Genomic DNA, 19,750 nt, shown 5'->3' on the forward strand with positions numbered 1-19,750 from the left:
TTGACCTTGGGTCAAACAAGTCTCACGCTGAACTGCATCGTCTAGTTGTTGGAGTGTGTGATGGTCAAACGTGTTTCTTCCGGTGATGGATCGGGAACGGTTCCCCACCATCCCCAGCCGGCTCATGTTCTGCAGAAAAAGGATTTCGTGGACCGGGTCGTCGCGGCCAGCGGCGCCAAGAAGGCCGAGGCCCGCCCGATCATCGAGGCGACCCTGGCCCAGCTTGGCAAGGCGCTTGCGGCGGGCGAGACGCTGGCCGTTCCCCCGCTTGGCCGGGCCAGGGTCAACCTGGAACGCGATCAGCGCGGAGGAGAGATCATCACCCTGCGTCTGCGCCGCCGTCCTGCTAGCATGCGCCAATCCGCCCAGCCCTCGGCCGACTGAAGGCTGGTCGATTCGCCCTTGCGGTCGCCTTTCGCCCCTGCTAGATGCTGCCCCCACGGGTGATTAGCTCAGCGGTAGAGCGCTTCGTTCACATCGAAGATGTCAGCGGTTCAAATCCGTTATCACCCACCATTCCTTTCCTTGCGCCGCGTCCGTCAGATGATGAAAAACGCTGTCACAGACGCCGCAACCCTGTCCGTCGCGCCGATGATGGACTGGACCGACCGGCATTGCCGCGTCTTCCACAGGCTGATGTCGCGCCACGCGCTGCTTTATTCCGAGATGGTGACAGCCCCCGCCATTATCCTCGGCGACAGGAACCGTCTGCTGGATTACGACGCCGCCGAACATCCCCTGGCGCTGCAGCTGGGCGGCTCCGATCCCGCCGAGCTGGCATCCGCCACCCGGATCGCCGCCAACTGGGGCTATGATGAGATCAACCTGAACGTCGGCTGTCCTAGCGACCGCGTGCAGTCGGGCTGTTTCGGGGCCGTGCTCATGAAGACGCCGGACCTGGTCGCCGAATGCGTGGCGCGCATGATCGCCGTCAGCCCGGTCGAGGTCACCGTGAAATGCCGCATCGGCGTCGATGACCAGGTTCCCGAAGATGTCCTGCCCGCCTTCCTGGACAGGCTGCGCGATGAGGGCATCCGCCGCGTGACGATCCACGCCAGAAAGGCCTGGCTGCAAGGTCTCAGCCCCAAGGAGAACCGCGACATCCCTCCGGTGGACTATCCCCTGGTCCACCGGATGAAGCAGGACTTCCCGGACCTGCACCTGTCCATCAATGGCGGGATCGCGGACAGCGATTCGGTGCGCCACCATCTTCGGGTCATGGACGGGGTGATGGTGGGGCGCGCCGCCTATCACCAGCCTTGGGACATCCTCGGGCAGGCCGACCGGCTGTGGGGCGACACGCCGCCCTTTACCACGCCGCACCAGGTCGCCTTGGCGATGCGCCCTTATATCTTGGACCATCTCGCATCCGGCGGGCGCCTGCACCAGATCACCCGGCACATGCTGGGCCTGTTCCACGGAATGCCCGGCGCGCGCGGATGGAAACGCACCCTGTCCGAAGGGGCGTCCAAGGGTGGGATCGAGGTTTATGACGCCGCCCTGCAGCAGGTCACCGAACTGGCCGCGTAACTATTTCATCTTCTGTGCTTAAACATCCTGGGGTGAGGCCCCTCAGGGGCAAAGCCCCTTACTGCGCCGCCTTCTCGGCCGCCTTCGCCTCGTCCCACAGCCGGTCCATCTCGGCCAGGTTGCTGTCTTCGGGGCGGCGGCCTTCGGCGGCAAGCGCGGCCTCGATTGTGCGGAAGCGGCGCGTGAACTTGGTGTTGGCTCGGCGCAGCGCCTGTTCCGGGTCGATCTCCAGGTGCCGCGCCAGGTTCGCCATGACGAACAGCAGGTCGCCGAACTCCTCCTCCAGCGCCTCGGGGCCAAGACTGTCGCGCGCTTCGACCAGTTCGGCGGTTTCCTCGGCGATCTTGTCCAGCACCTCGGCAGCGCCCGGCCAGTCGAAGCCCACGCGGGCCGCGCGGTTCTGCAGCTTGACCGCACGAGTCAGGGCGGGCAGGCCCAGGGCCACGCCGTCCAGGGTTCCGCCCTCGGCCTTGCCGGCGCGCTCGACGGCCTTGATGGCTTCCCAGTCCTTGACCTGCTGGGCGGCGGACTTGTCGCGGGATTCGTCGCCGAAGACGTGGGGATGGCGGAAGACCAGCTTGTCGGAAATCGCCGCCGCGCAGTCGGCGAAATCGAACATGCCCTTTTCATCCGCCATCTGCGCGTGGAACACCACTTGCAGCAGCAGGTCGCCCAGTTCCCCCGGAAGCTCGTCCCAGGCCTGCCGCTCGATGGCATCGGCGACCTCGTGCGCTTCCTCGATTGTGTAGGGCGCGATGGAGGCGAAATCCTGCTCGATGTCCCAGGGGCAGCCCGTCTTCGGATCGCGCAATTGCGCCATGATGTCGATCAGGCGGGCGATTTCGGCCCCGGCGTCGCGATCTGCCTTGGTCATTGCGATTTCCCCCGGCTTCTGTCCTGATGGGCCATTGCCACAGCCAAGGTCGTTAGTCCACATGCCCGTCCTGAACCGCATCGCCGATTTCTCCGATGACATGATCCAGTGGCGGCGGCACCTGCACCGGCATCCCGAACTGGGCTTCGAATGCTATGGCACCGCGGCCTTCGTGGCCGAACGGCTGCGCGACTTCGGCGTGGACGAAATCCATGGCGGCATCGGCCAGTCGGGCATCGTGGGAATCATCGAAGGGCAGGGACCGGGGCCGACGATCGGGCTGCGCGCCGACATGGACGCCCTGCCGATGGACGAGGCGACGGGCCTGGATTACGCGTCCACGGTGCCGGGGCGGATGCACGCCTGCGGCCATGACGGGCATACCACGATGCTGCTGGGCGCCGCGCGATACCTGGCGGAAACGCGCAACTTCGCCGGCCGCGTCGCGCTGATCTTCCAGCCGGCCGAGGAGAATGGCGGGGGCGGGCAGGCGATGGTGCAGGACGGCATGATGGACCGCTTCGGGATCACCCGGGTTTTTGCCATGCACAACAGCCCCGGCCTGCCGGTCGGCATGATGAACACCACGTCCGGCCCGATCATGGCCGCCGTCGATACCTTCGAGATCCATGTCCAGGGTCGCGGCGGTCATGGCGCGATGCCGCATCTGACCGCGGATCCCATCGTCGCCGCCGTGGCTGTGGTCAACGCGATCCAGACCATCTCCAGCCGCAACCACTATGCGCTGGAGGATCTGGCCCTGTCGGTCACGCAGATCCACACGGGCAGCGCCGACAACATCGTGCCCGACACCGCCTATGTCTGCGGCACCGTGCGCACCTTCGCGCCCCATGTTCGCGACATGGTGCGCCGCCGGATGACGCAGATCTGCGACGGGCAGGCCGCGGCCTATGACGTGGCGATCCGGCTGGATTACGTCGAAGGCTATCCCGCCACCGTCAACGATCCCGACCAGACGGCCTTTGCCGTGCAGGTGGCGCAGGAAATCGTCGGGCCGGACAACGTCTCGGGCGAGGCGGGGCGCGAGATGGGGGCCGAGGATTTCAGCTACATGCTGAACGAACGTCCCGGCTGCTATCTGTTCATCGGCCAGGGAGAGACCGCCAGCGTCCATCACCCGGCCTATGATTTCAACGACGCGATATCCCCCATCGGGGCCAGTTTCTTCGCCCGGTTGGTTGAGCGCGCGCAGCCCGTGGTGCGCTGACGTTCACGATCCTGTTCGTCGCAGGCTCTTGTCCCGGCCTTTCTTGCCAAGCAGGGGATGCGGGGATAGGTTGCGCGCCAATCCGGGCGGGGTCCACCGCCATGACAAGCCGAAAGGATATCCATGTTCGTCACCCCCGCCTATGCCCAGGCCGCAGGCAATGCAGGCGCCGGCGCGGCCTTTGCGCAGTTCATCCCGCTGATCCTGATCTTCGCGATCATGTATTTTCTGATGATCCGCCCCCAGCAGAAGCGCGTCAAGCAGCACCGCGAGATGGTCTCGGCGCTGAAAAAGGGCGATCATGTCGTCACCCAGGGCGGCATCATCGGCAAGGTCGCATCCGTGCGCGACGAGGAACTGGAGGTCGAGATCGCGACCGGCGTGAAGGTCCGCGTGATCCGTTCGACGGTGTCCCAGGTGCTGAACAAGACCGAGCCTGTCGCAGCGAACGCCTGACGCCATTCAGACAATATCAATCAAGGGCTTCGGCAAGATGCTTCAGATCGACCGTTGGAAACGCATCCTGATCATCGGGCTTTGCGTCCTGGGCATAGGCTTTGCCGTGCCCAACCTGTTCTACCAGCGGGTCGAAAGCCACAACGACGCCGTGGCCGAGATCGAGCGCACCGGTGTCGAGACGCCCGAACTGGCCGCCGCGCGCGATGGCTGGCCGTCCTGGCTGCCTTCGTCGGTCGTGGCGCTTGGCCTTGACCTGCGGGGCGGGGCGCATCTGCTGGGCGAGGTCCGCGTGGCCGAGGTCTACAAGGCCCGCATGGACGCCTTGTGGCCCGAACTGCGCCGGGCGCTTGCCGACCAACGCGCCACGCTGGGCGCGATCCGCCGCCTGCCGTCGCCCGAAGGCACCCTGAAGATCGAGGTCGAGAACGCCGACCAGATGCCCCGTGCCACGGAAATCGTGCGCGGCTTTTCCACGCCCGTGACGACGCTGACCGGCGCGGGCCAGCAAAGCCTTGCGATCCAGGTCCAGGGCAACACCATCACCGTCCAGCTGTCGGACGCCGAGAAGGCCGTGACCGACGATCGCACCGTCCAGCAGAGCGTCGAGATCATCCGTCGCCGCGTCGACGAAGTTGGCACCCGCGAACCGACCATCGTCCGCCAGGGCGCCGACCGCATCCTGATCCAGGTTCCAGGAATCGGCTCGGCCGAGGAGTTGAAGGCGCTGATCGGCACCACCGCCAAGCTGACCTTCAATTCGGTCGTGGGCACCGGAACCGATCCCGATGCGCGTCCCGGCGTGGGGCAGGTGGTCCTGCCATCCGCCGACCAGGACGGCATCTACTATACGCTGGAAGAAAGCCCCGTCGTCACCGGCGAGGAACTGACCAATGCCGTGCCGGGAACCGACCCGAACGGCCAGCCTGCGGTCGATTTCAGCTTCAACCCGACCGGCGCCCGCAAGTTCGGCGCTTATACGGCCGCCAACATCGGCCAGCCTTTCGCGATCGTCCTGGACGACCAGGTGATTTCCGCCCCGGTGATCCGGTCGGCCATCCCCGGCGGAACGGGCCAGATTTCCGGCTCGATGGGGTTCGAGGAAGCGAACCAGCTGGCCGTGCTGCTGCGTGCGGGGGCGCTGCCCGCGCAACTGGATTTCCTGGAAGAACGCACCATCGGCCCGGAACTGGGCCAGGACAGCATCGACGCGGGCCGCCTGTCGTCGGTCATCGCCACGGCTGCCGTGGTGGCCTATATGATCGCCAGCTATGGCCTGTTCGGAGCCTTCGCGTCGATTTCCGTGATCCTGAACGTGATCCTGATCCTGTCGATCATGTCCATCATGGGCGCCACCCTGACCCTGCCGGGCATCGCCGGGATCGTGCTGACCGTGGGCACCGCGGTGGACGCGAACGTCATCATCTATGAACGCATCCGCGAGGAGTTGCGGGCGGGCAAGCGCGTGGCCAAGGCCATCAGCGACGGCTTCGACGAGGCGATGAGCGCGATCATCGACGCCAACGTCACGTCCTTCATCGCGGCGGCGGTGATGTTCTTCCTGGGCTCCGGCCCGGTCAAGGGCTTTGCCGTCACGCTGACCATCGGGCTTGTCACCTCGGTCTTCACGGCGATCTTCCTGACGCGCCTGATGATCATCTGGTGGCTGGAATGGCGCAAGCCCAAAGAACTGATCCTGTAAGGGGACCGATATGGCATTCCGTCTGAAACTTGTCCCCGACCATACCACCATCAACTTCTTCCGCTGGCAGTGGCTGACCTTCGGCATCTCGGCGGTGGCGATGGTCATCTCGGTGGTGCTGATCGCGACCATGGGCCTGAACTTCGGCATCGACTTCAAGGGTGGCACCACGATCCGCACCGAAAGCTCGACCGCGTTCGAGGTCGGCGATTACCGCGAGGCCCTGGACGACCTCGGCTTCAGCGACCTTGCCATCACCGAGGTCTTCGACCCCAGCTTCGGCGCCGACCGCCACGTCGCGATGATCCGCATCGGCACCACCGACGAGACCGGATCGGTCAGCCCCGAGCAGTTGAACCAGATCGAGGCCGCGCTGCACGAGGTCGATCCGCAGATCGTCTTCGCCTCGGTCGAATCGGTCGGCCCGAAGGTTTCGGCGGAACTGATCACCACGGCCTTCTATGCCGTGGGCGCAGCCTGCCTTGGGATCATGGCCTATATCTGGCTGCGGTTCGAATGGCAGTTCGCCATCGGCTGCGTCGCCGCGCTGATCCACGACGTGTTGCTGACGGTCGGTCTGTTTTCGCTGTTCCAGTTGAAATTCGACCTGACGACCATCGCGGCGCTGCTGACGACGCTGGGCTTTTCCTGCAACGACACGGTCGTGGTCTTCGACCGGCTGCGGGAAAACCTGATGAAGTACAAGACGCGGCCCTTGATCGACCTGATGAACCTGACCTGCAACGAAACGCTGTCGCGCACCATCATGACCGCCGTAACCACCGCCATCGCGCTGACTGCGATGCTGATCTTCGGCGGCGACGTGATCCGCGACTTCGTGATCGCCATGCTGTTCGGGGTGGTCGTCGGGTGCTATTCCACGATCTACATGGCCAAGAACATCGTGCTGTGGCTGGGCGTCAAGCGCGACTGGTCCAAGAAGGACCCCAAGCTGGCGGCATCGCCCTTTGAAAACGCGGAACGTCCCTGATGAAGCTGACCCCCACCCAGTTCGGCGGGGCGGTGCCCGTGGATGGCTATGGCCCGGGCTTTTTCCGCGTCGGCGGCCGCGTCATCGAGGGTCCGGTGCTGGTGACGGCTGCGGGCGCAACGGCCTGGAACGGTCTTGACGATCGGGCGCCCTTGCTGGCCTTGGCGGGGCAGGTGGATGTGCTGTTCATCGGCATGGGGGCGGACGTCGCCCATGCCCCCGCCGATCTGGTCGCGGCCTTGCGCGATGGCGGCGTGGCCGTCGAATCCATGGCCTCGCCCACGGCCGCGCGGACCTATAACGTCACCATATCCGAGGGGCGGCGTGTCGCCTGCGCGCTTCTGCCGCTTTGAGCCTGCTTGCCGTCCATGACCTTGCCGTCGCGCGCGGCGGTTTGCGGACGGTCGAGGGGGTGTCCTTCGCCATCGACGCCGGACAGGCCCTGATCCTGCGCGGCCCGAACGGCATCGGCAAGACGACGCTGCTGCGCACGGTCGCGGGCCTGCAACCTGCGGTGACGGGCCGGATCGAGATGCCCGAGGATGCGGTCGCCTATGCCGCCCATGCCGACGGGCTGAAGGGCGCGCTGACGGTTGCCGAGAACCTGGGGTTCTGGGCAGATGTCTTTGGCGGAGGAGAGGTGGATCAGGCACTGACCGCGATGGATTTGACCCCCTTGGCCGACCGGCCCGCCGCTGCCTTGTCCGCGGGGCAGAAGCGGCGGCTTGGCCTGGCGCGTCTGGTGGTTTCGCGCCGTCCGCTGTGGATCCTGGACGAACCGACCGTGTCGCTGGATGCCGCTTCGGTGATGCGCTTTGCGGACATGGTGCGTGGGCATCTGGCCCAGGGCGGGGCGGCGCTGATCGCCACCCATATCGACCTTGGACTGGATGCGCAGGTGCTGGACCTGACGCCATACAGGGCCAGGGCCACCCCGGCCGCGCGCCCGGCGGGCTTCAACGAGGCTTTCGCATGATCGCCCTTCTAGGGCGCGACCTGCGGCTGGCCGTTCGGGCGGGCGGCGGCTTCGGCCTTGGCGTGGCCTTCTTCCTGATCCTGTGCGCGCTTGTTCCTTTCGGCGTCGGCCCGGATACCGCCGCGCTGCAACCGATTGCCGCGGGCATCCTGTGGCTGGGCGCGCTGCTGGCCTGTCTTTTGTCGCTCGACCGCATCTTCGCGCTGGATCACGAGGATGGAAGCCTGGACCTGCTGGCGACCTCGCCCCTGCCGCTGGAGGGGGCGGTGGCGGTCAAGGCGCTTGCGCATTGGATCACCACCGGCCTGCCGCTGATCGTGGCGGCGCCCTTGTTCGGCATCCTGCTGCACCTGCCGCCCGCCGCGATCCCGGCGCTGCTTGGATCCCTGTTGCTGGGCACGCCGGCCCTGTCGATGCTGGGCGCCTTTGGCGCGGCCGTCACCGTGGGCTTGCGGCGCGGGGGGCTGCTTTTGTCGCTGTTGGTGCTGCCGCTCTACATCCCGACGCTGATCTTCGGGACCGAGATGATCCGGCGAGGGCAGGAGGGGGGCGACATGGGGCCGCCGCTGCTGTTCCTGGCGGGGATCACGGCGGGCGTGCTGGCGGTGATACCTTTTGCCGCAGCCGCCGCGCTGCGGGTCAATCTGCGGTGAAGCGGCTTGAGTGGCACCGCTGCGGGCGCTAGGGGAATATCCATGTCGATCTGGGAATATGCAAACCCTGTCAAGTTCATGCGCACATCCGGCGCCGCCCTGCCTTGGGTCGTGGCGGGTGCGGCTGTCTGCACCGTCACGGGCCTTGTCTGGGGCTTCCTGACGCCCGAGGATTACCGGCAAGGGTCCACCGTCAAGATCGTCTTCCTGCACGTCCCTGCCGCCATGATGGCGATCAACATCTGGGTGATGATGCTGGTGGCCTCGCTGATCTGGCTGATCCGCCGCCACCATGTCAGCGCGCTTGCCGCCAAGGCCGCCGCCCCCATCGGCGCGGTGATGACGCTGATCGGGCTGATCACCGGCGCGGTCTGGGGCCAGCCGATGTGGGGGACCTGGTGGGAATGGGATCCGCGCCTGACCAGCTTCCTGATCCTTCTGCTGTTCTATATCGGCTATATCGCCCTGTGGTCCGCGGTCGAAGATCCGGACAGCGCCGCCGACCTGACGGGGGTCCTGTGCCTTGTGGGGTCGGTCTTTGCGCTGTTGTCGCGCTATGCGGTGTTCTTCTGGAACCAGGGCCTGCACCAGGGCGCCAGCCTGTCGGTCCAGCCGGGCGAAAGGATGAGCGCGGTGTACCGTTATCCGCTTTACCTGACCATGCTGGGCTTCGGCCTGCTGTTCCTGGCGCTGCTGCTGATCCGCACCCGCACGGAAATCCGCAGGCGCAGGCTCGCCGCCCTGCAAGCACGAGAGATGCGCGCATGATCGAACTTGGTAAATACGCGGGCGCTGTGATCGGCGCCTATGGACTGTCGCTTGCGCTGCTGGGCGGGTTGATCTGGCAGACGCTGGCCGCCAATGCCCGCGCCCGCCGCGATCTGGAAAGGCAGGAAAACCGTGGCTAGGATTTCACCGCTTGTCGCCGTCCCGCCCCTGGCCTTTGCCGCCCTGGCGGGGATGTTCCTGTGGGGGATGGGCCGCGACGCGCCGAACGAACTGCCCTCGGCCATGGTGGGGCGCGATGCGCCCGCCGTGCCGCAGACCACCTTGCCCGGCAAGACCCAGTTGACCGACGAGATGCTGCGCCAGCCCGGGGTGAAGCTTGTCAATTTCTGGGCAAGCTGGTGCCCGCCCTGCCGGGCGGAGCATCCGACGCTGACCGACCTTGCCAAGCGGATGCCGGTCTATGGCGTCGATCTGCGCGATACGGATGCCAACGCCCTGCAGTTCCTGGCGGAAGACGGTGACCCTTACGCGGCGATCGCGACCGATCCCAAGGGGCGCACAGCGATCGACTGGGGCGTCACGGCCCCGCCGGAAACCTTTATCGTCGATGGCGAGGGACGCATCCTTTATCGCTATGCCGGTCCGCTGGTGCGCGAGGATTACACCAACCGCTTCCTTCCGGAACTGGAAAAGGCCATGGCGGCCGAGGAATAGACCCGCCCCCGGCCGGGGGCAGGCGCGGATCGACCCTCAGGGCCCGTCGTTCAGATAAGGGGTCGAGGTGGCCGATGCCGATTTGCCGGCCTTGGCCGAGGTGGACTTGGTCGATTTCCGGGTCTTCTTCTTCGGCTCCTGCTCCAACAACTGGGGCTGGCTTTCGTCAGCGGTCTGGGCCGCGTCGGGAGACTGGATCGAATCGCCCCCCTGGCCGCCCGACATGTCGCCGCTGCCGGTCTGGTCGCCCTGGCCCGTCTGGTTGCGCAGTTCTTCCTCGGCGCGCGACCAGTGGTCGGCGTCGCGTCCTTCGGGGCGGCCTTCGCTTTCCCAGATCTCGTGGGCGCGTTGCCTGATGCGTTCCTGATGGTCCTGGTCCATGTCTTCCTCCTTTGGTTTAGGCCTGGGGCGTTCCTGCCGCGACAAGCGCCATCACGGTCTGCCATGGCACCGTCAGGGTGCCGGTGACGGAATGATCCTGTTCGACCTGCTCGGCCGAGGTGTCGATGCGCCGCGTCCATTCGCCCTCGGGCAGGGCGAATTCCGCATCCTCGCCCGCGTTGATCACGATCAGCAGGTTCGGCCCGCCGGGGGTCGCCTGGTGCAGGCCAAGGCAACGCAGTTCGGCATCCTGCCAGTCACCCTCCTCCATCGTGCCGCCGCGCGGGTGCAGCCACAGGAACGCGGGCTGGCGGTCCTGCGCATCGTCCGGCGACGCGCCAAAGCGCGACTGCGACAGCGGGACGTCCTTGCGGAACGCGGCAAGCGCCTGCACGGCGGTCAGGATGTCTTCCCTTGCCTTGTCCCATTCCAGCCAGCTGATCGCGTTGTCCTGGCAATAGGCGTTGTTGTTGCCGTCCTGCGTATTGCCAAGGTCGTCGCCCGCCAGGATCATCGGCACGCCCTGGGACAGCATCACTGTCGCCAGCATCGCGCGGACCCGGCGGACGCGCGCGGCGATGATGCCGGGATCGTCGGTCGCGCCTTCGGCCCCCAGGTTGTCGGACAGGTTGTGATCGTGCCCGTCGCGGTTTTCCTCGCCATTGGCGTCGTTGTGCTTGTCGTTGAAGCTGACCGTGTCCCACAAGGTGAACCCGTCATGGGCCGCCACGAAGTTCACGCTGGACGTCGCCGGGCGATGGCTGTGGTTGAACTGCACGGGCGATCCCGACAGCCGTTCGGCCATGGCGGGCAACAGTCCCGGATCGCGGCGCCAGAAGGCGCGGGTATCGTCGCGGAACTTGTCGTTCCATTCGCGGAAGGGCCAGCGATAGCCGCCGACCTGATAGCCGCCTTCGCCGATGTCCCAGGGTTCCGCGATCAGCTTGGCGCTGGACAGGATCGGATCCTGACGAATGGCATTGAAGAACGACCCGTCGCGTTCAAAGCCCTGCGCTTCGCGCCCCAGGGTCGATGCCAGGTCGAAGCGGAAGCCGTCCACATGCATCGCCTCGACCCAGTATCGCAGGCTGTCCATCACCATCCGCAAGACCACGGGATGGGCGACGTTCAGCGTGTTGCCGGTGCCGGTCGTGTCGAAGCCGTGGCGCGGGTTGTCGGGCGACAGCAGGTAATAGGACGCGTTGTCGATGCCCCGGAAGGACATCGTCTGGCCCAGTTCGTTGCCCTCGGCCGTGTGGTTGTAGACCACGTCCAGGATCACCTCGATCCCAGCCTTGTGCAGCTTGCGGATCGCCTCCTTCACCTCTCGGATCTGGCCGGATTTCAGATAGGGGGCGTGGGGCGCGAAGAAGGATAGCGTGGAATAGCCCCAGTAGTTCGACAGCCCCCGTTCGACCAGGAAACGGTCGTTGGCAAAGGCATGGATCGGCAAAAGCTCGATCGCGGTGGCGCCGATGCGGTGCAGGTGTTCGATCACCGCGTCGCTGCCAAGGCCCCGGAATGTCCCGCGATCGGCCTCGGGGACGCCCGGATGCAGTTGCGTCAGGCCCTTGACGTGGCTTTCATAGATCATGGTGCTTTGCCAGGGCGTGCGGATGGCGCGGTCGGTGTCCCAGTCGAACTTGGCATCGACCACCACGGCCTTGGGCATGAACGCCGCGCTGTCGCGGGTATCGAAGGTCAGGTCGTCCTCGCCCACCTGATATCCGTGCAGGGCGTCGTCCCACTTGATCTGGCCGCGCAATTCGCGGGCATAGGGGTCCAGAAGCAGCTTGTTGGGGTTGAAGCGGTGACCCTGTTCGGGGGCATAGGGGCCGTGGACGCGATAGCCATAGACCTGACCCGGCCCGATGCCGGGCAGATAGCCGAACCAGACCCCGCCCTCCATGTCGGGCAGTTCCAGCCGGTGCAGCTCGTGTTCGCCGCTGTCGTCGAACAGGCACAGTTCCACCTTGGTGGCATGGTCGGAAAACAGGGCGAAGTTGGTTCCTTCGCCCAGGAATTCGGCACCCAGGATGTCGGGGCGGGTTACGGTCAGGTCGAAGGCAGGCACTTGCTTCGTGTCGCGCATCATGTGTTCCGATTCAGGCGACATCGCGCGGCTGCAACGACGGACGTGTCCCGGCCGGCAGGAATGTCGCCCTGCGCATCGTGTCACGGCGGTCCAGCATGGCCTGGGTGATCAGAAGGGTGTTCCGGTCGCGGCGGAACCAGCGGTCGTCCTCGTCCGGGTCCTCGCCCACGACCAGGCCCGCGGGAATGCGCACGCCAGGTGCCACCAGACACTGCGACAGCCGGGCCGAGGAGGGAACAAGCGCCCCCGGCATCGCCACGCTGCCCCGGCCCAGATACCATTCCGACAGGGTCGATATGCGCGGCAGTCGCACCGGTTGCTGGCCCAGGAAGTCCAGATGGGACTGGCGCAAGGCGTCGATCGTTCCGACATCGCGCCAATAGGCCTGTCCCGAGGGCCCGGCGGGAAGGCGATAGGCCATGGCCAGGCCCTGCGACACGGCGGCGGGAATGACCTCGTGCCCGAAGTCGAGGGATTCGATATCCTGGCCGAACAGCGCGTCCCGAAGCCAGTCCGTCTCGAAGACATAGATGCCCATCGACACCATGGCCCGGTCCGGCTCGCCCGGGATCGCGGGGGGATGGGCGGGTTTTTCCAGGAAGGACCGGATGCGACCGGTGGCGTCGGCCTGCATCACGCCGAAGCTGCTGGCCTGGGACAGGGGAACCACGTCCACGGCGACGGTGACCGCGGCGCCCGATGCGCGGTGCGCGGCGATCAGCGCGGCATAGTCCATGTCATAGATATGATCGGCGGCCAGGACCAGAACCTGATCCGAGCCCCAGTCCTTTATCTGCGCCCAGTTGTGCCGCACCGCATCGGCGGTTCCCAGATAGCGGTTGTGCCCGTTGCGCAGGATCATCCCGCCATCCGGGAAATGGCCGCCCCACCGCGCGGGCAAATGGTCATGCAGGGTGGCAGGGGCAAATTGCGTGGCCACAAGCAACCTGTCCAGCCCCGACCGGACGACGTTCGCCATGGCAAAATCAACGATCCGGTTGCGGCCGGCGAAATGCACGGCCGGCTTGCTTTCGGCAGTCGTCAGGTCGTGCAACCGGGATCCCTTGCCGCCCGCCAGAAGGACGGTTGCAACAGCCTGGCCCGTTGGATTGGATGTGCGCAATGCTGACACCGAAGCGATCCTTTGTATGGAGATGCAAGCAGCCCCGTGGGCAACTTGCTTTCCAAACTGAAACAACGCGTGATTGTTCCCGGGAACGCCAAATATTGTGGGGCGTCAGGAAGCCTGGGTGATCGCCACGCTGACCTGGCTGCCATCGCCGAAGGCACGAAACAGGATTTCTGCTTCGCGTTGCGCCGGGATGCGTGAAAATGCGGCGGTCAGAACCTGCCCCTGGCTTTTGCGGATCAGACGAACGCCCGCATCGTCGATCTGGATCGCGGCGTCCGCATCGCGCAGGAAATCCTGCCGGGTCTTGCGCAGGGACAGAAGCTGCTGCGTCCAGTGCATCTTGGCGTCCCTGTCCTGCGCCCGTTCGGGAAACGCCGCCCAATCGACAGCCAGGCGATTGTCCGGGTCGGTCAGCGCCAGAAGCCCCGCCTCGTCCCCGCGATAGATGTCGGGAAAGCCGGGCATCAGCATCTGGAAGGCAAGCTGCGCAAAGGCCAGCGCTTCGCCCCGTTGCAGCAGGGATTGCAGGGCAGGGGGTTCCCGATCAGCCCATTGATCCAGGATGTCCCGCGCAAAGGTCTTTGCGGCGGTTTCGGCAGCCTCGTCCGGGTTCGTCCAGAAGCTTGTCAGCTTGGCCTCGCGCATGGCCTTTTCGATATGCTGGTTCAGCCGGTCCGCGGTCCTTTCCGCCTGCCCGTCCCAGATCGCCAGCGCGGATTGGAGGACATACCACCGCCAACGAGGCTCGACCCCCTCGGCCGAAGGCAGGGCCGCCGATTGGTCATGAAGCGCCTGGAACGCCTGGGGCAGGTGGCTGATCGCGACCAGGCGCATCCGGGAATCGCCTGACCGCTTGGTGTCATGGGTGGACACCAGCGTCATGTCCGCAGGGCGTCGGGCGGCCAGGAACGCGGTGGCCTCGTCGGCGGTGATGGTGGGTTCGTCGGGTTCCGCCCCCACCTCGTTCGCCGCCAGATAGCGGGTCCAGCGGAAGCCTGCGGTGTCTTCCTGCGCCTTGGCAAGCAGCGCGCCCGACACCTGCTGGAAGCGGCGCACGAAGGCGCGGGCGGCATCGGTCCGGGGATCCGTCATCAGATCGACCAGCAGATCGACCACCGCCCGGCTGCGCAGCCCCTGCGCCGCGTCGTCGGCAATGGTGCGCAGCAACTCGCGGTCCTCGGGGCGGGCCGTGTCGGTGACATAGGTGCGGTATCGCGGCGTGGCGACCAGCAGCGCCGTCACCGCCTCGCGCAGGGATTCCGGGCCGGGCTCGGCCAGGGGGGATCCTCGCGCCGCCAAGGCCGCCATGTCGCGCAACTGCCGCCGTTCGGCCGCCAGTTCGTTGTCCAGGACGTCCAGCTTGGCCTGGCGCAGTTCGTCGCGGAAATCGCTGTCGATGCCGGTCGCCAGCCGCCAGGCATGGTCCAGTTCCTCGATCCCCGACGGATCGGTGAAGGCCCTGGCGATCAGGCGCGCGGCCTCGTATCCGGTGGTGCCGGCGGTCCTCCAGTCGGGCGGCAGGGTTTCATGGCCCACCAGGATCTTCTCCACCCAGACCGGGGTGTCGGGCAGGGCCTGGTGCAGCCAGTCCAGATAGGTGGCGGGATCGGCCAATCCGTCGATGTGATCGACGCGCAGGCCCTGGACCCGGCCCGAACGCACCAGATCGAAGATCAGGCTGTGGGTGTCGTCGAAGACCGCCCGATCCTCGACCCGCATGCCGATCAGGCTGGTGACGTTGAAGAACCGCCGATGGGTGATGCCGTCCCGTTCCAGTTCGTAATGGACCAGCCGCCAATGCTGGGCATCGTGCATGGCGCGCAGATCGTCGCCGGCGGGGCTGCCTTCGGCCAAAGGCACGGCGACATCGCCGAACCGCCACATCCCGTCCGCCGCGCTGAAGGCCCCATCGGCCAGCATCTTCTCGAACGGTTCGGGCAGGAAGGGCAGGACCAGCGGCCCCGCATCCCAGTCGATGTCGAAATGCCGGGCATAGCGGCTGGAAGGCCCATGCTTCAGCACATCCAGCAGCCAAGGGTTTTCCAGGGTGAAGGCCGTGTGGTTCGGCACGATGTCCAGGATGATCCCCAGGCCCCGGTCTTGCGCCGCCTGGGCCAGCCGGTCGAAGCCTTCGCGCCCGCCAAGGGCCGGGTCGATCCTGGTCGGGTCGATGATGTCATAGCCATGCGTCGATCCGGTCGAGGCCTGGAAGATCGGCGACAGATACAGGTGCGACACCCCCAGATCGGTCAGATAGGGCAAAAGCCGCGTCACGCGGTCGAAGTCCACGCCCTCGCGCATCTGGATCCGATAGGTCGCCGTGGGGATATGGGGGGTCATGTGAACCTTGTGCTGACAGAAAGGGCAAAGGGATCGGTGCCGATGCGGCCCAGGGAAAAGGCGGCATTCTCGTGGGGCTGCAGGTCGGGTTGGGACTGGCCCAAACTAAGCCGCAGATCCAGGATGCCGGCATGGAAATGCCAAGTCGCGGCTAGGGATGCGGCGCCGTGGCGCGTGACCTGGGCAGGCTGGCTGCGCCCGCTTTTCAGCAGCGGCACCACATGGTCGCGGCGGAAGGCCAGGGCGCGGGCGGTCAGATCAAGCCAGTCGCGGGCCTGCGGGTCGTTCCAATCCAGCTTCGACCGGGCAAAGGTGTCCATGGCCAGCGGATCGGGCACCTTGGAACCCAGGCTGGCAATGCCCGCGAATTCGGCGGCACGGCCCTTGCGCACGGCCTCGGCCAGGTCGCCGGTGAAATCGGCGAAGAACAGGAAGGGGGTCGTGGCGCCCCGTTCCTCGCCCATGAAGATCATCGGGATATAGGGCGCGGTCAGCAGCAGGGCGAAGGCGGTCCTGACGCCCTGCGGATCGGCCAGCGACAGCAGTCGTTCGCCCAGGGCGCGGTTGCCGACCTGGTCATGGGTCTGGGTGGAATTGACGAAGCCCGTGGGAGGCAGATCGCCGCAAGGCTCTCCCCTCGGTTCGTCGCGGCCGGGGCGGGGCTGGCCTTCCTCGATATGGCCGCGCTGCAGGGCCAGGCACAAATCGCCGATCGGGTCATGCGAGAAGCTGGCGTAATAGCTGTCGGACTCGCCCGTCAGGGCGCAATGGACCGCATGATGGAAGTCGTCGTTCCAGCTTGCGTCATAGCCGTTTTCGCGCAGGAAGCGTTCGTTGCGCTCATCCTCGACGATCAGGTAGATGGCGCGGCTTTCGTCCACCGCGCGGACGCGGCGGGCGAAGGTCGTCATGAAGTCGTCGGCGCCCGGCCCGCTGATCTGATGGACCGCATCCAGCCGCAGCCCGTCCAGGCGGTATTCGCCGATCCAGTATTCGGCGCACTGGATCCAGTATTCCCGCACGGCATCTTGCGAAAAGTCGATGGCCGCGCCCCAGGGGGTATGGCGGCTTTCGTCGAAAAAGGGCGGGGCGGCGTGGTGCAGATAGGCGCCTTCGGGACCGAAATGGTTCATCACCAGATCCAGGATCACCATGATCCCCAGCGAATGGGCATGATCCACGAAGCGGCGCAGGTCGTCCGGGCTGCCATAGGCCGGGTGCAGCGCATAGGGCAGCACCCCGTCATAGCCCCAGCCGCGATCCCCCTGCCATTGCCCCACGGGCATCAGTTCGACCGCGGTGATGCCCAGTTCCGCCAGTTCCGCCAGCTTGTCGGACGCGGCGTCCAGCGTGCCCTGGGGCGTGAAGGTGCCCAGGTGCAGTTCATAGATGACCGCCTCGGCCCAGTCGCGTCCGGACCAGGGTGTCTGCCAGTCGTGACCGGACGGACCAACCACCACCGAAGGCGCGTGGACATCGCCCGATTGAAGGCGGCTGGCCGGATCGGGAATGTCCTGACCGTCCACGCGCAGCAGATAGCTGTCGCCCGGCCGCGCCGGAACGGTGGCCGACCAGAATCCGTCCGCCGCGCGTTCCATGGCATGCGCCCGCCCGTTCAGGATCAGGCCCACTTCATCCGCCTTGGGTGCCCAGATGCCGACCGACCAGCCGGCATCCGTCCACCGTCCCCCCCATGCCTGCATCATCGTCACATCATCGGCTTGCCGCCGGTGACGGCGATGGTGGTCCCGGACACATAGCTGGACATGGGTTCCGCCAGCATCACATAGGCCGAGGCAAGCTCGACCGGTTGGGCCGGGCGGCCCATGGGATAGTTCTCGCCGAACTTGGACACCTTCTCGGCGTCCATGCTGGCGGGGATCAGCGGCGTCCAGACGGGACCGGGGGCCACGGCATTGGCGCGGATCCCGCGTTCGGCCAGCAGTTGCGCCAGACCCATGGTGAAGTTCTGGATCGCGCCCTTGGTCGTGGCATAGGCCAGCAGGTTCGGGCTGGGATTGTCCGAATTGATCGAGGCCGTGTTGATGATGGAACTGCCCGGTTTCATATGCGGCACCGCCGCCTTTGTCAGGTAGAACATCGCGTCGATATTGGTCGCGAAGGTATAGCGCCATTCCTCGTCGGGGATGTCCTCGATCTTGTCGAAGGTCAGCTGGTGGGCGGCGTTGTTGACCAGGATGTCGATCTTGCCGAACTTCTCGGCCGTTTCGGCAATGATCTTGCGGCAATGTTCGGGGTCCGAGATGTCGCCCGGAAAGGTCAGGCATTCGCGCCCCGCATCGCGGACCAGTTGCGCCGTGGACCGGGCGTCGTCTGTTTCGTCCAGATAGGAAATCGCCACATCCGCGCCTTCGCGGGCAAAGGCGATGGCGACGGCGCGGCCGATGCCGCTGTCGCCTCCGGTGATGATGGCCTTCATCCCCTCGAGCCGGTTCGCGCCGCGCCAGCTTTCCTCGCCGTGATCGGGCTTGGGGTCCATCTTCTGAAAGCTGCCGGGCAGTTCCTGCTGCTGTTTCGGAAAAGGAGGCTTGGGATAATCGCGCATCTTGCGGCCTTTCTGGTCTGAAGAATGCTGTCCGCCGTGGGACGGCTTGGCCAAGGCAGAACCACCGGGGACCGATCAGGTTTCCGTCTTGCTGTTTATCAGTTCGGGAAAACCGCTGCGGAACATCTGCCGCCATGCGGTCGTTTGGCACCTGAACAAGGATCGGAGCGATATCATGCGCAACTGCGATATTCTGATAGCAGCGGGGGGATTCCTGCTGGCGGGCGGGTTGATCGCCAAGGCCATCGGCGGCAGCGGCTCGTCGCATCACCGTTATGTCCGTCCGGCAGGCCCCCGGGAAATGTCTGCCCCTCCGCGGGACTGGGACCGCGTGGACGAGGCGGTGGACGAATCCTTTCCCGCCAGCGACCCCCCCTCGACTTATTGAGGTTGTCATGCCCATCGGACAGGACGCCCGGCTGATCGCCTATGGCAAGTTGATCGACGCCCTGCCGGACCTTCTGGACACCAGGGGCCGCCAGGCGCTGTGCGACTGGCTGGCGCCGCGCCAGGTCCTGCATGACGGGCAGGAAGACCCCGGCGCGGTGATCGTCGAAGGGCTGGAAACCGAACTGGCCATCGCCGAAGTCTTTCGCCAGCTTGCAGAAAAATTGGACTGCCTGCCCAGTGACGCAGGCCCCGGCTAGACCATCGCGGCGATCAGGCGGTCGGTCGGGATCATCTCGATCTGCTGGCCGAAGCGTTTGGCATACATCTCCATCGCCGCGTCATGGGTGTCGTCCGTGGATGAACAGACGGCATCGGACACGACGATGACCCGGTATCCCAGATCAACCGCGCCGATGACGGCGGCCAACAGGCAGATGTCGGTTTCCCCGCCCGTGAGGATCAGCGTATCGACGCGATCCTGTTGCAGCATCGGATGAAGGCGCCCGTCCATCCAGGGCGAATAGACCGGCTTGTCGAAGACCTGCGCGCCGGGCAGATGGATCTCCAGTTCCGGCAGCAGCCGCAGCCAGTCGGAATCCAGGTTCTGCCGCAGCATCTGCGGCCATTTCTCGTAATAGCGCCGCCATGCGCCGGGGGCGTCGTCCAGGGACTCGGGCGGGATGAAGCGGGTGAAGATGGTGCGGGCGGGAAACATCTCGACCACCTGGCAGACATTGGGCAGCACCTGCCGCATCCAGTCCACCGCCCATTCGGATCCCTTGTCGAACAGCCGTTGCATGTCGATGCACAGATGCACCGCCCGGTCGCCCGGCGGACCATAGCGCAGCCCTTCTTCCACCTTGCCTGCTTCGGCCCCTTGCACGGTCATAAGATCCCCCTGTGATTGAGCGTCACCCAGAACGGCGACGCCTAAGGGGAAGTTTCCAATTCCGCCCGCGCCCAAACATTTGTTCTGTCCGCCATCGCGCGCCG

At 65.8% G+C, this 19,750-nt stretch carries 22 protein-coding genes and 1 tRNA gene; 15 read left to right on the forward strand and 8 right to left on the reverse strand.

Annotation, left to right across the window (positions count from 1 at the left end):
• The first annotated feature begins 147 nt into the window (after positions 1–147).
• From IEX25_RS03885 to dusA, 3 genes are all read left to right on the forward strand, one after another.
• A complete protein-coding gene (locus tag IEX25_RS03885) occupies positions 148–384 on the forward strand; it encodes a hypothetical protein (protein WP_229665029.1) in 237 nt (78 codons plus the stop codon).
• A gap of 57 nt (positions 385–441) precedes the next feature.
• Positions 442–516: transfer RNA gene (locus tag IEX25_RS03890), tRNA-Val, on the forward strand.
• A 27-nt stretch (positions 517–543) separates the two neighbouring features.
• On the forward strand, positions 544–1,530 hold the full coding sequence (gene dusA / locus IEX25_RS03895; RefSeq protein WP_188714113.1) for a tRNA dihydrouridine(20/20a) synthase DusA: 987 nt from the start codon (positions 544–546) through the stop codon (positions 1,528–1,530).
• A gap of 58 nt (positions 1,531–1,588) precedes the next feature.
• Here the strand turns inward: dusA and mazG are convergent, their stop codons facing one another.
• Positions 1,589–2,404 carry a nucleoside triphosphate pyrophosphohydrolase gene (mazG, locus tag IEX25_RS03900; protein WP_188714114.1) on the reverse strand — a complete coding sequence of 272 codons (816 nt, stop codon included), beginning with the start codon at positions 2,402–2,404 and terminating at the stop codon, positions 1,589–1,591.
• Between the two features lie 61 nt (positions 2,405–2,465).
• On the opposite strand from mazG, the gene IEX25_RS03905 reads away from it, so the two are divergent.
• The 10 genes from IEX25_RS03905 to IEX25_RS03950 all read left to right on the forward strand — a co-directional run bounded on the left by IEX25_RS03905 (position 2,466) and on the right by IEX25_RS03950 (position 9,853).
• Positions 2,466–3,632: a M20 aminoacylase family protein gene (locus tag IEX25_RS03905; RefSeq protein ID WP_188714115.1), complete on the forward strand. Its 1,167-nt coding sequence runs from the start codon at positions 2,466–2,468 to the stop codon at positions 3,630–3,632.
• A 123-nt stretch (positions 3,633–3,755) separates the two neighbouring features.
• Positions 3,756–4,088, forward strand: a complete 333-nt coding sequence (gene yajC, locus IEX25_RS03910) for a preprotein translocase subunit YajC (protein WP_103172687.1) — start codon at positions 3,756–3,758, stop codon at positions 4,086–4,088.
• Positions 4,089–4,125: 37 nt separating this feature from the next.
• Positions 4,126–5,790 carry a protein translocase subunit SecD gene (gene secD / locus IEX25_RS03915; protein WP_188714116.1) on the forward strand — a complete coding sequence of 555 codons (1,665 nt, stop codon included), beginning with the start codon at positions 4,126–4,128 and terminating at the stop codon, positions 5,788–5,790.
• A gap of 10 nt (positions 5,791–5,800) precedes the next feature.
• Positions 5,801–6,781, forward strand: a complete 981-nt coding sequence (secF, locus tag IEX25_RS03920; protein WP_188714117.1) for a protein translocase subunit SecF — start codon at positions 5,801–5,803, stop codon at positions 6,779–6,781.
• Positions 6,781–7,134 carry an Mth938-like domain-containing protein gene (locus tag IEX25_RS03925; RefSeq protein ID WP_103172684.1) on the forward strand — a complete coding sequence of 118 codons (354 nt, stop codon included), beginning with the start codon at positions 6,781–6,783 and terminating at the stop codon, positions 7,132–7,134. The genes secF and IEX25_RS03925 overlap by 1 nt, the downstream gene beginning before the upstream one ends.
• Positions 7,131–7,757, forward strand: coding sequence for a heme ABC exporter ATP-binding protein CcmA (gene ccmA, locus IEX25_RS03930; protein WP_188714118.1), 627 nt, complete (start codon positions 7,131–7,133; stop codon positions 7,755–7,757). The genes IEX25_RS03925 and ccmA overlap by 4 nt, the downstream gene beginning before the upstream one ends.
• Positions 7,754–8,410, forward strand: coding sequence for a heme exporter protein CcmB (gene ccmB, locus IEX25_RS03935; RefSeq protein WP_188714119.1), 657 nt, complete (start codon positions 7,754–7,756; stop codon positions 8,408–8,410). The genes ccmA and ccmB overlap by 4 nt, the downstream gene beginning before the upstream one ends.
• Before the next feature lie 42 nt (positions 8,411–8,452).
• The gene (locus tag IEX25_RS03940; protein WP_103172681.1) at positions 8,453–9,178 is read left to right on the forward strand and encodes a heme ABC transporter permease; all 726 of its coding nucleotides are present in this window, start codon (positions 8,453–8,455) and stop codon (positions 9,176–9,178) included.
• Positions 9,175–9,318, forward strand: coding sequence for a heme exporter protein CcmD (gene ccmD, locus IEX25_RS03945; RefSeq protein WP_103172680.1), 144 nt, complete (start codon positions 9,175–9,177; stop codon positions 9,316–9,318). The genes IEX25_RS03940 and ccmD overlap by 4 nt, the downstream gene beginning before the upstream one ends.
• A complete protein-coding gene (locus tag IEX25_RS03950; protein ID WP_229665030.1) occupies positions 9,311–9,853 on the forward strand; it encodes a DsbE family thiol:disulfide interchange protein in 543 nt (180 codons plus the stop codon). The genes ccmD and IEX25_RS03950 overlap by 8 nt, the downstream gene beginning before the upstream one ends.
• A 36-nt stretch (positions 9,854–9,889) precedes the next feature.
• Here the strand turns inward: IEX25_RS03950 and IEX25_RS03955 are convergent, their stop codons facing one another.
• The 6 genes from IEX25_RS03955 to IEX25_RS03980 all read right to left on the reverse strand — a co-directional run bounded on the left by IEX25_RS03955 (position 9,890) and on the right by IEX25_RS03980 (position 18,367).
• Positions 9,890–10,234 carry a DUF2934 domain-containing protein gene (locus tag IEX25_RS03955; RefSeq protein ID WP_188714121.1) on the reverse strand — a complete coding sequence of 115 codons (345 nt, stop codon included), beginning with the start codon at positions 10,232–10,234 and terminating at the stop codon, positions 9,890–9,892.
• Between the two features lie 16 nt (positions 10,235–10,250).
• On the reverse strand, positions 10,251–12,329 hold the full coding sequence (gene glgX, locus IEX25_RS03960) for a glycogen debranching protein GlgX (RefSeq protein WP_188714322.1): 2,079 nt from the start codon (positions 12,327–12,329) through the stop codon (positions 10,251–10,253).
• Between the two features lie 10 nt (positions 12,330–12,339).
• Positions 12,340–13,461: a sugar phosphate nucleotidyltransferase gene (locus IEX25_RS03965; RefSeq protein ID WP_268236125.1), complete on the reverse strand. Its 1,122-nt coding sequence runs from the start codon at positions 13,459–13,461 to the stop codon at positions 12,340–12,342.
• Between the two features lie 105 nt (positions 13,462–13,566).
• A complete protein-coding gene (treY, locus tag IEX25_RS03970; protein ID WP_188714123.1) occupies positions 13,567–15,801 on the reverse strand; it encodes a malto-oligosyltrehalose synthase in 2,235 nt (744 codons plus the stop codon).
• Positions 15,798–17,507 carry a malto-oligosyltrehalose trehalohydrolase gene (gene treZ, locus IEX25_RS03975; protein ID WP_188714124.1) on the reverse strand — a complete coding sequence of 570 codons (1,710 nt, stop codon included), beginning with the start codon at positions 17,505–17,507 and terminating at the stop codon, positions 15,798–15,800. Before treZ ends, treY begins: the two co-directional genes overlap by 4 nt.
• A 2-nt stretch (positions 17,508–17,509) precedes the next feature.
• Positions 17,510–18,367 (reverse strand): SDR family oxidoreductase, encoded by an 858-nt coding sequence (locus IEX25_RS03980; protein WP_103172674.1) that lies wholly within the window; start codon positions 18,365–18,367, stop codon positions 17,510–17,512.
• Positions 18,368–18,542: 175 nt separating this feature from the next.
• Here IEX25_RS03980 and IEX25_RS03985 point away from each other — a divergent pair, with 175 nt between their 5' ends.
• A complete protein-coding gene (locus tag IEX25_RS03985) occupies positions 18,543–18,755 on the forward strand; it encodes a hypothetical protein (protein ID WP_103172771.1) in 213 nt (70 codons plus the stop codon).
• Positions 18,756–18,762: 7 nt separating this feature from the next.
• A complete protein-coding gene (locus IEX25_RS03990; RefSeq protein WP_188714125.1) occupies positions 18,763–19,014 on the forward strand; it encodes a hypothetical protein in 252 nt (83 codons plus the stop codon).
• Here the strand turns inward: IEX25_RS03990 and IEX25_RS03995 are convergent.
• The gene (locus IEX25_RS03995) at positions 19,011–19,646 is read right to left on the reverse strand and encodes a cysteine hydrolase family protein (protein WP_188714126.1); all 636 of its coding nucleotides are present in this window, start codon (positions 19,644–19,646) and stop codon (positions 19,011–19,013) included. The two genes, IEX25_RS03990 and IEX25_RS03995, sit on opposite strands and share 4 nt — an antisense overlap.
• Positions 19,647–19,750: the final 104 nt, after the last annotated feature.

Origin of the sequence: Paracoccus acridae (genome assembly GCF_014642735.1) — a bacterium.
In the GTDB taxonomy this organism is placed as follows: domain Bacteria; phylum Pseudomonadota; class Alphaproteobacteria; order Rhodobacterales; family Rhodobacteraceae; genus Paracoccus; species Paracoccus acridae.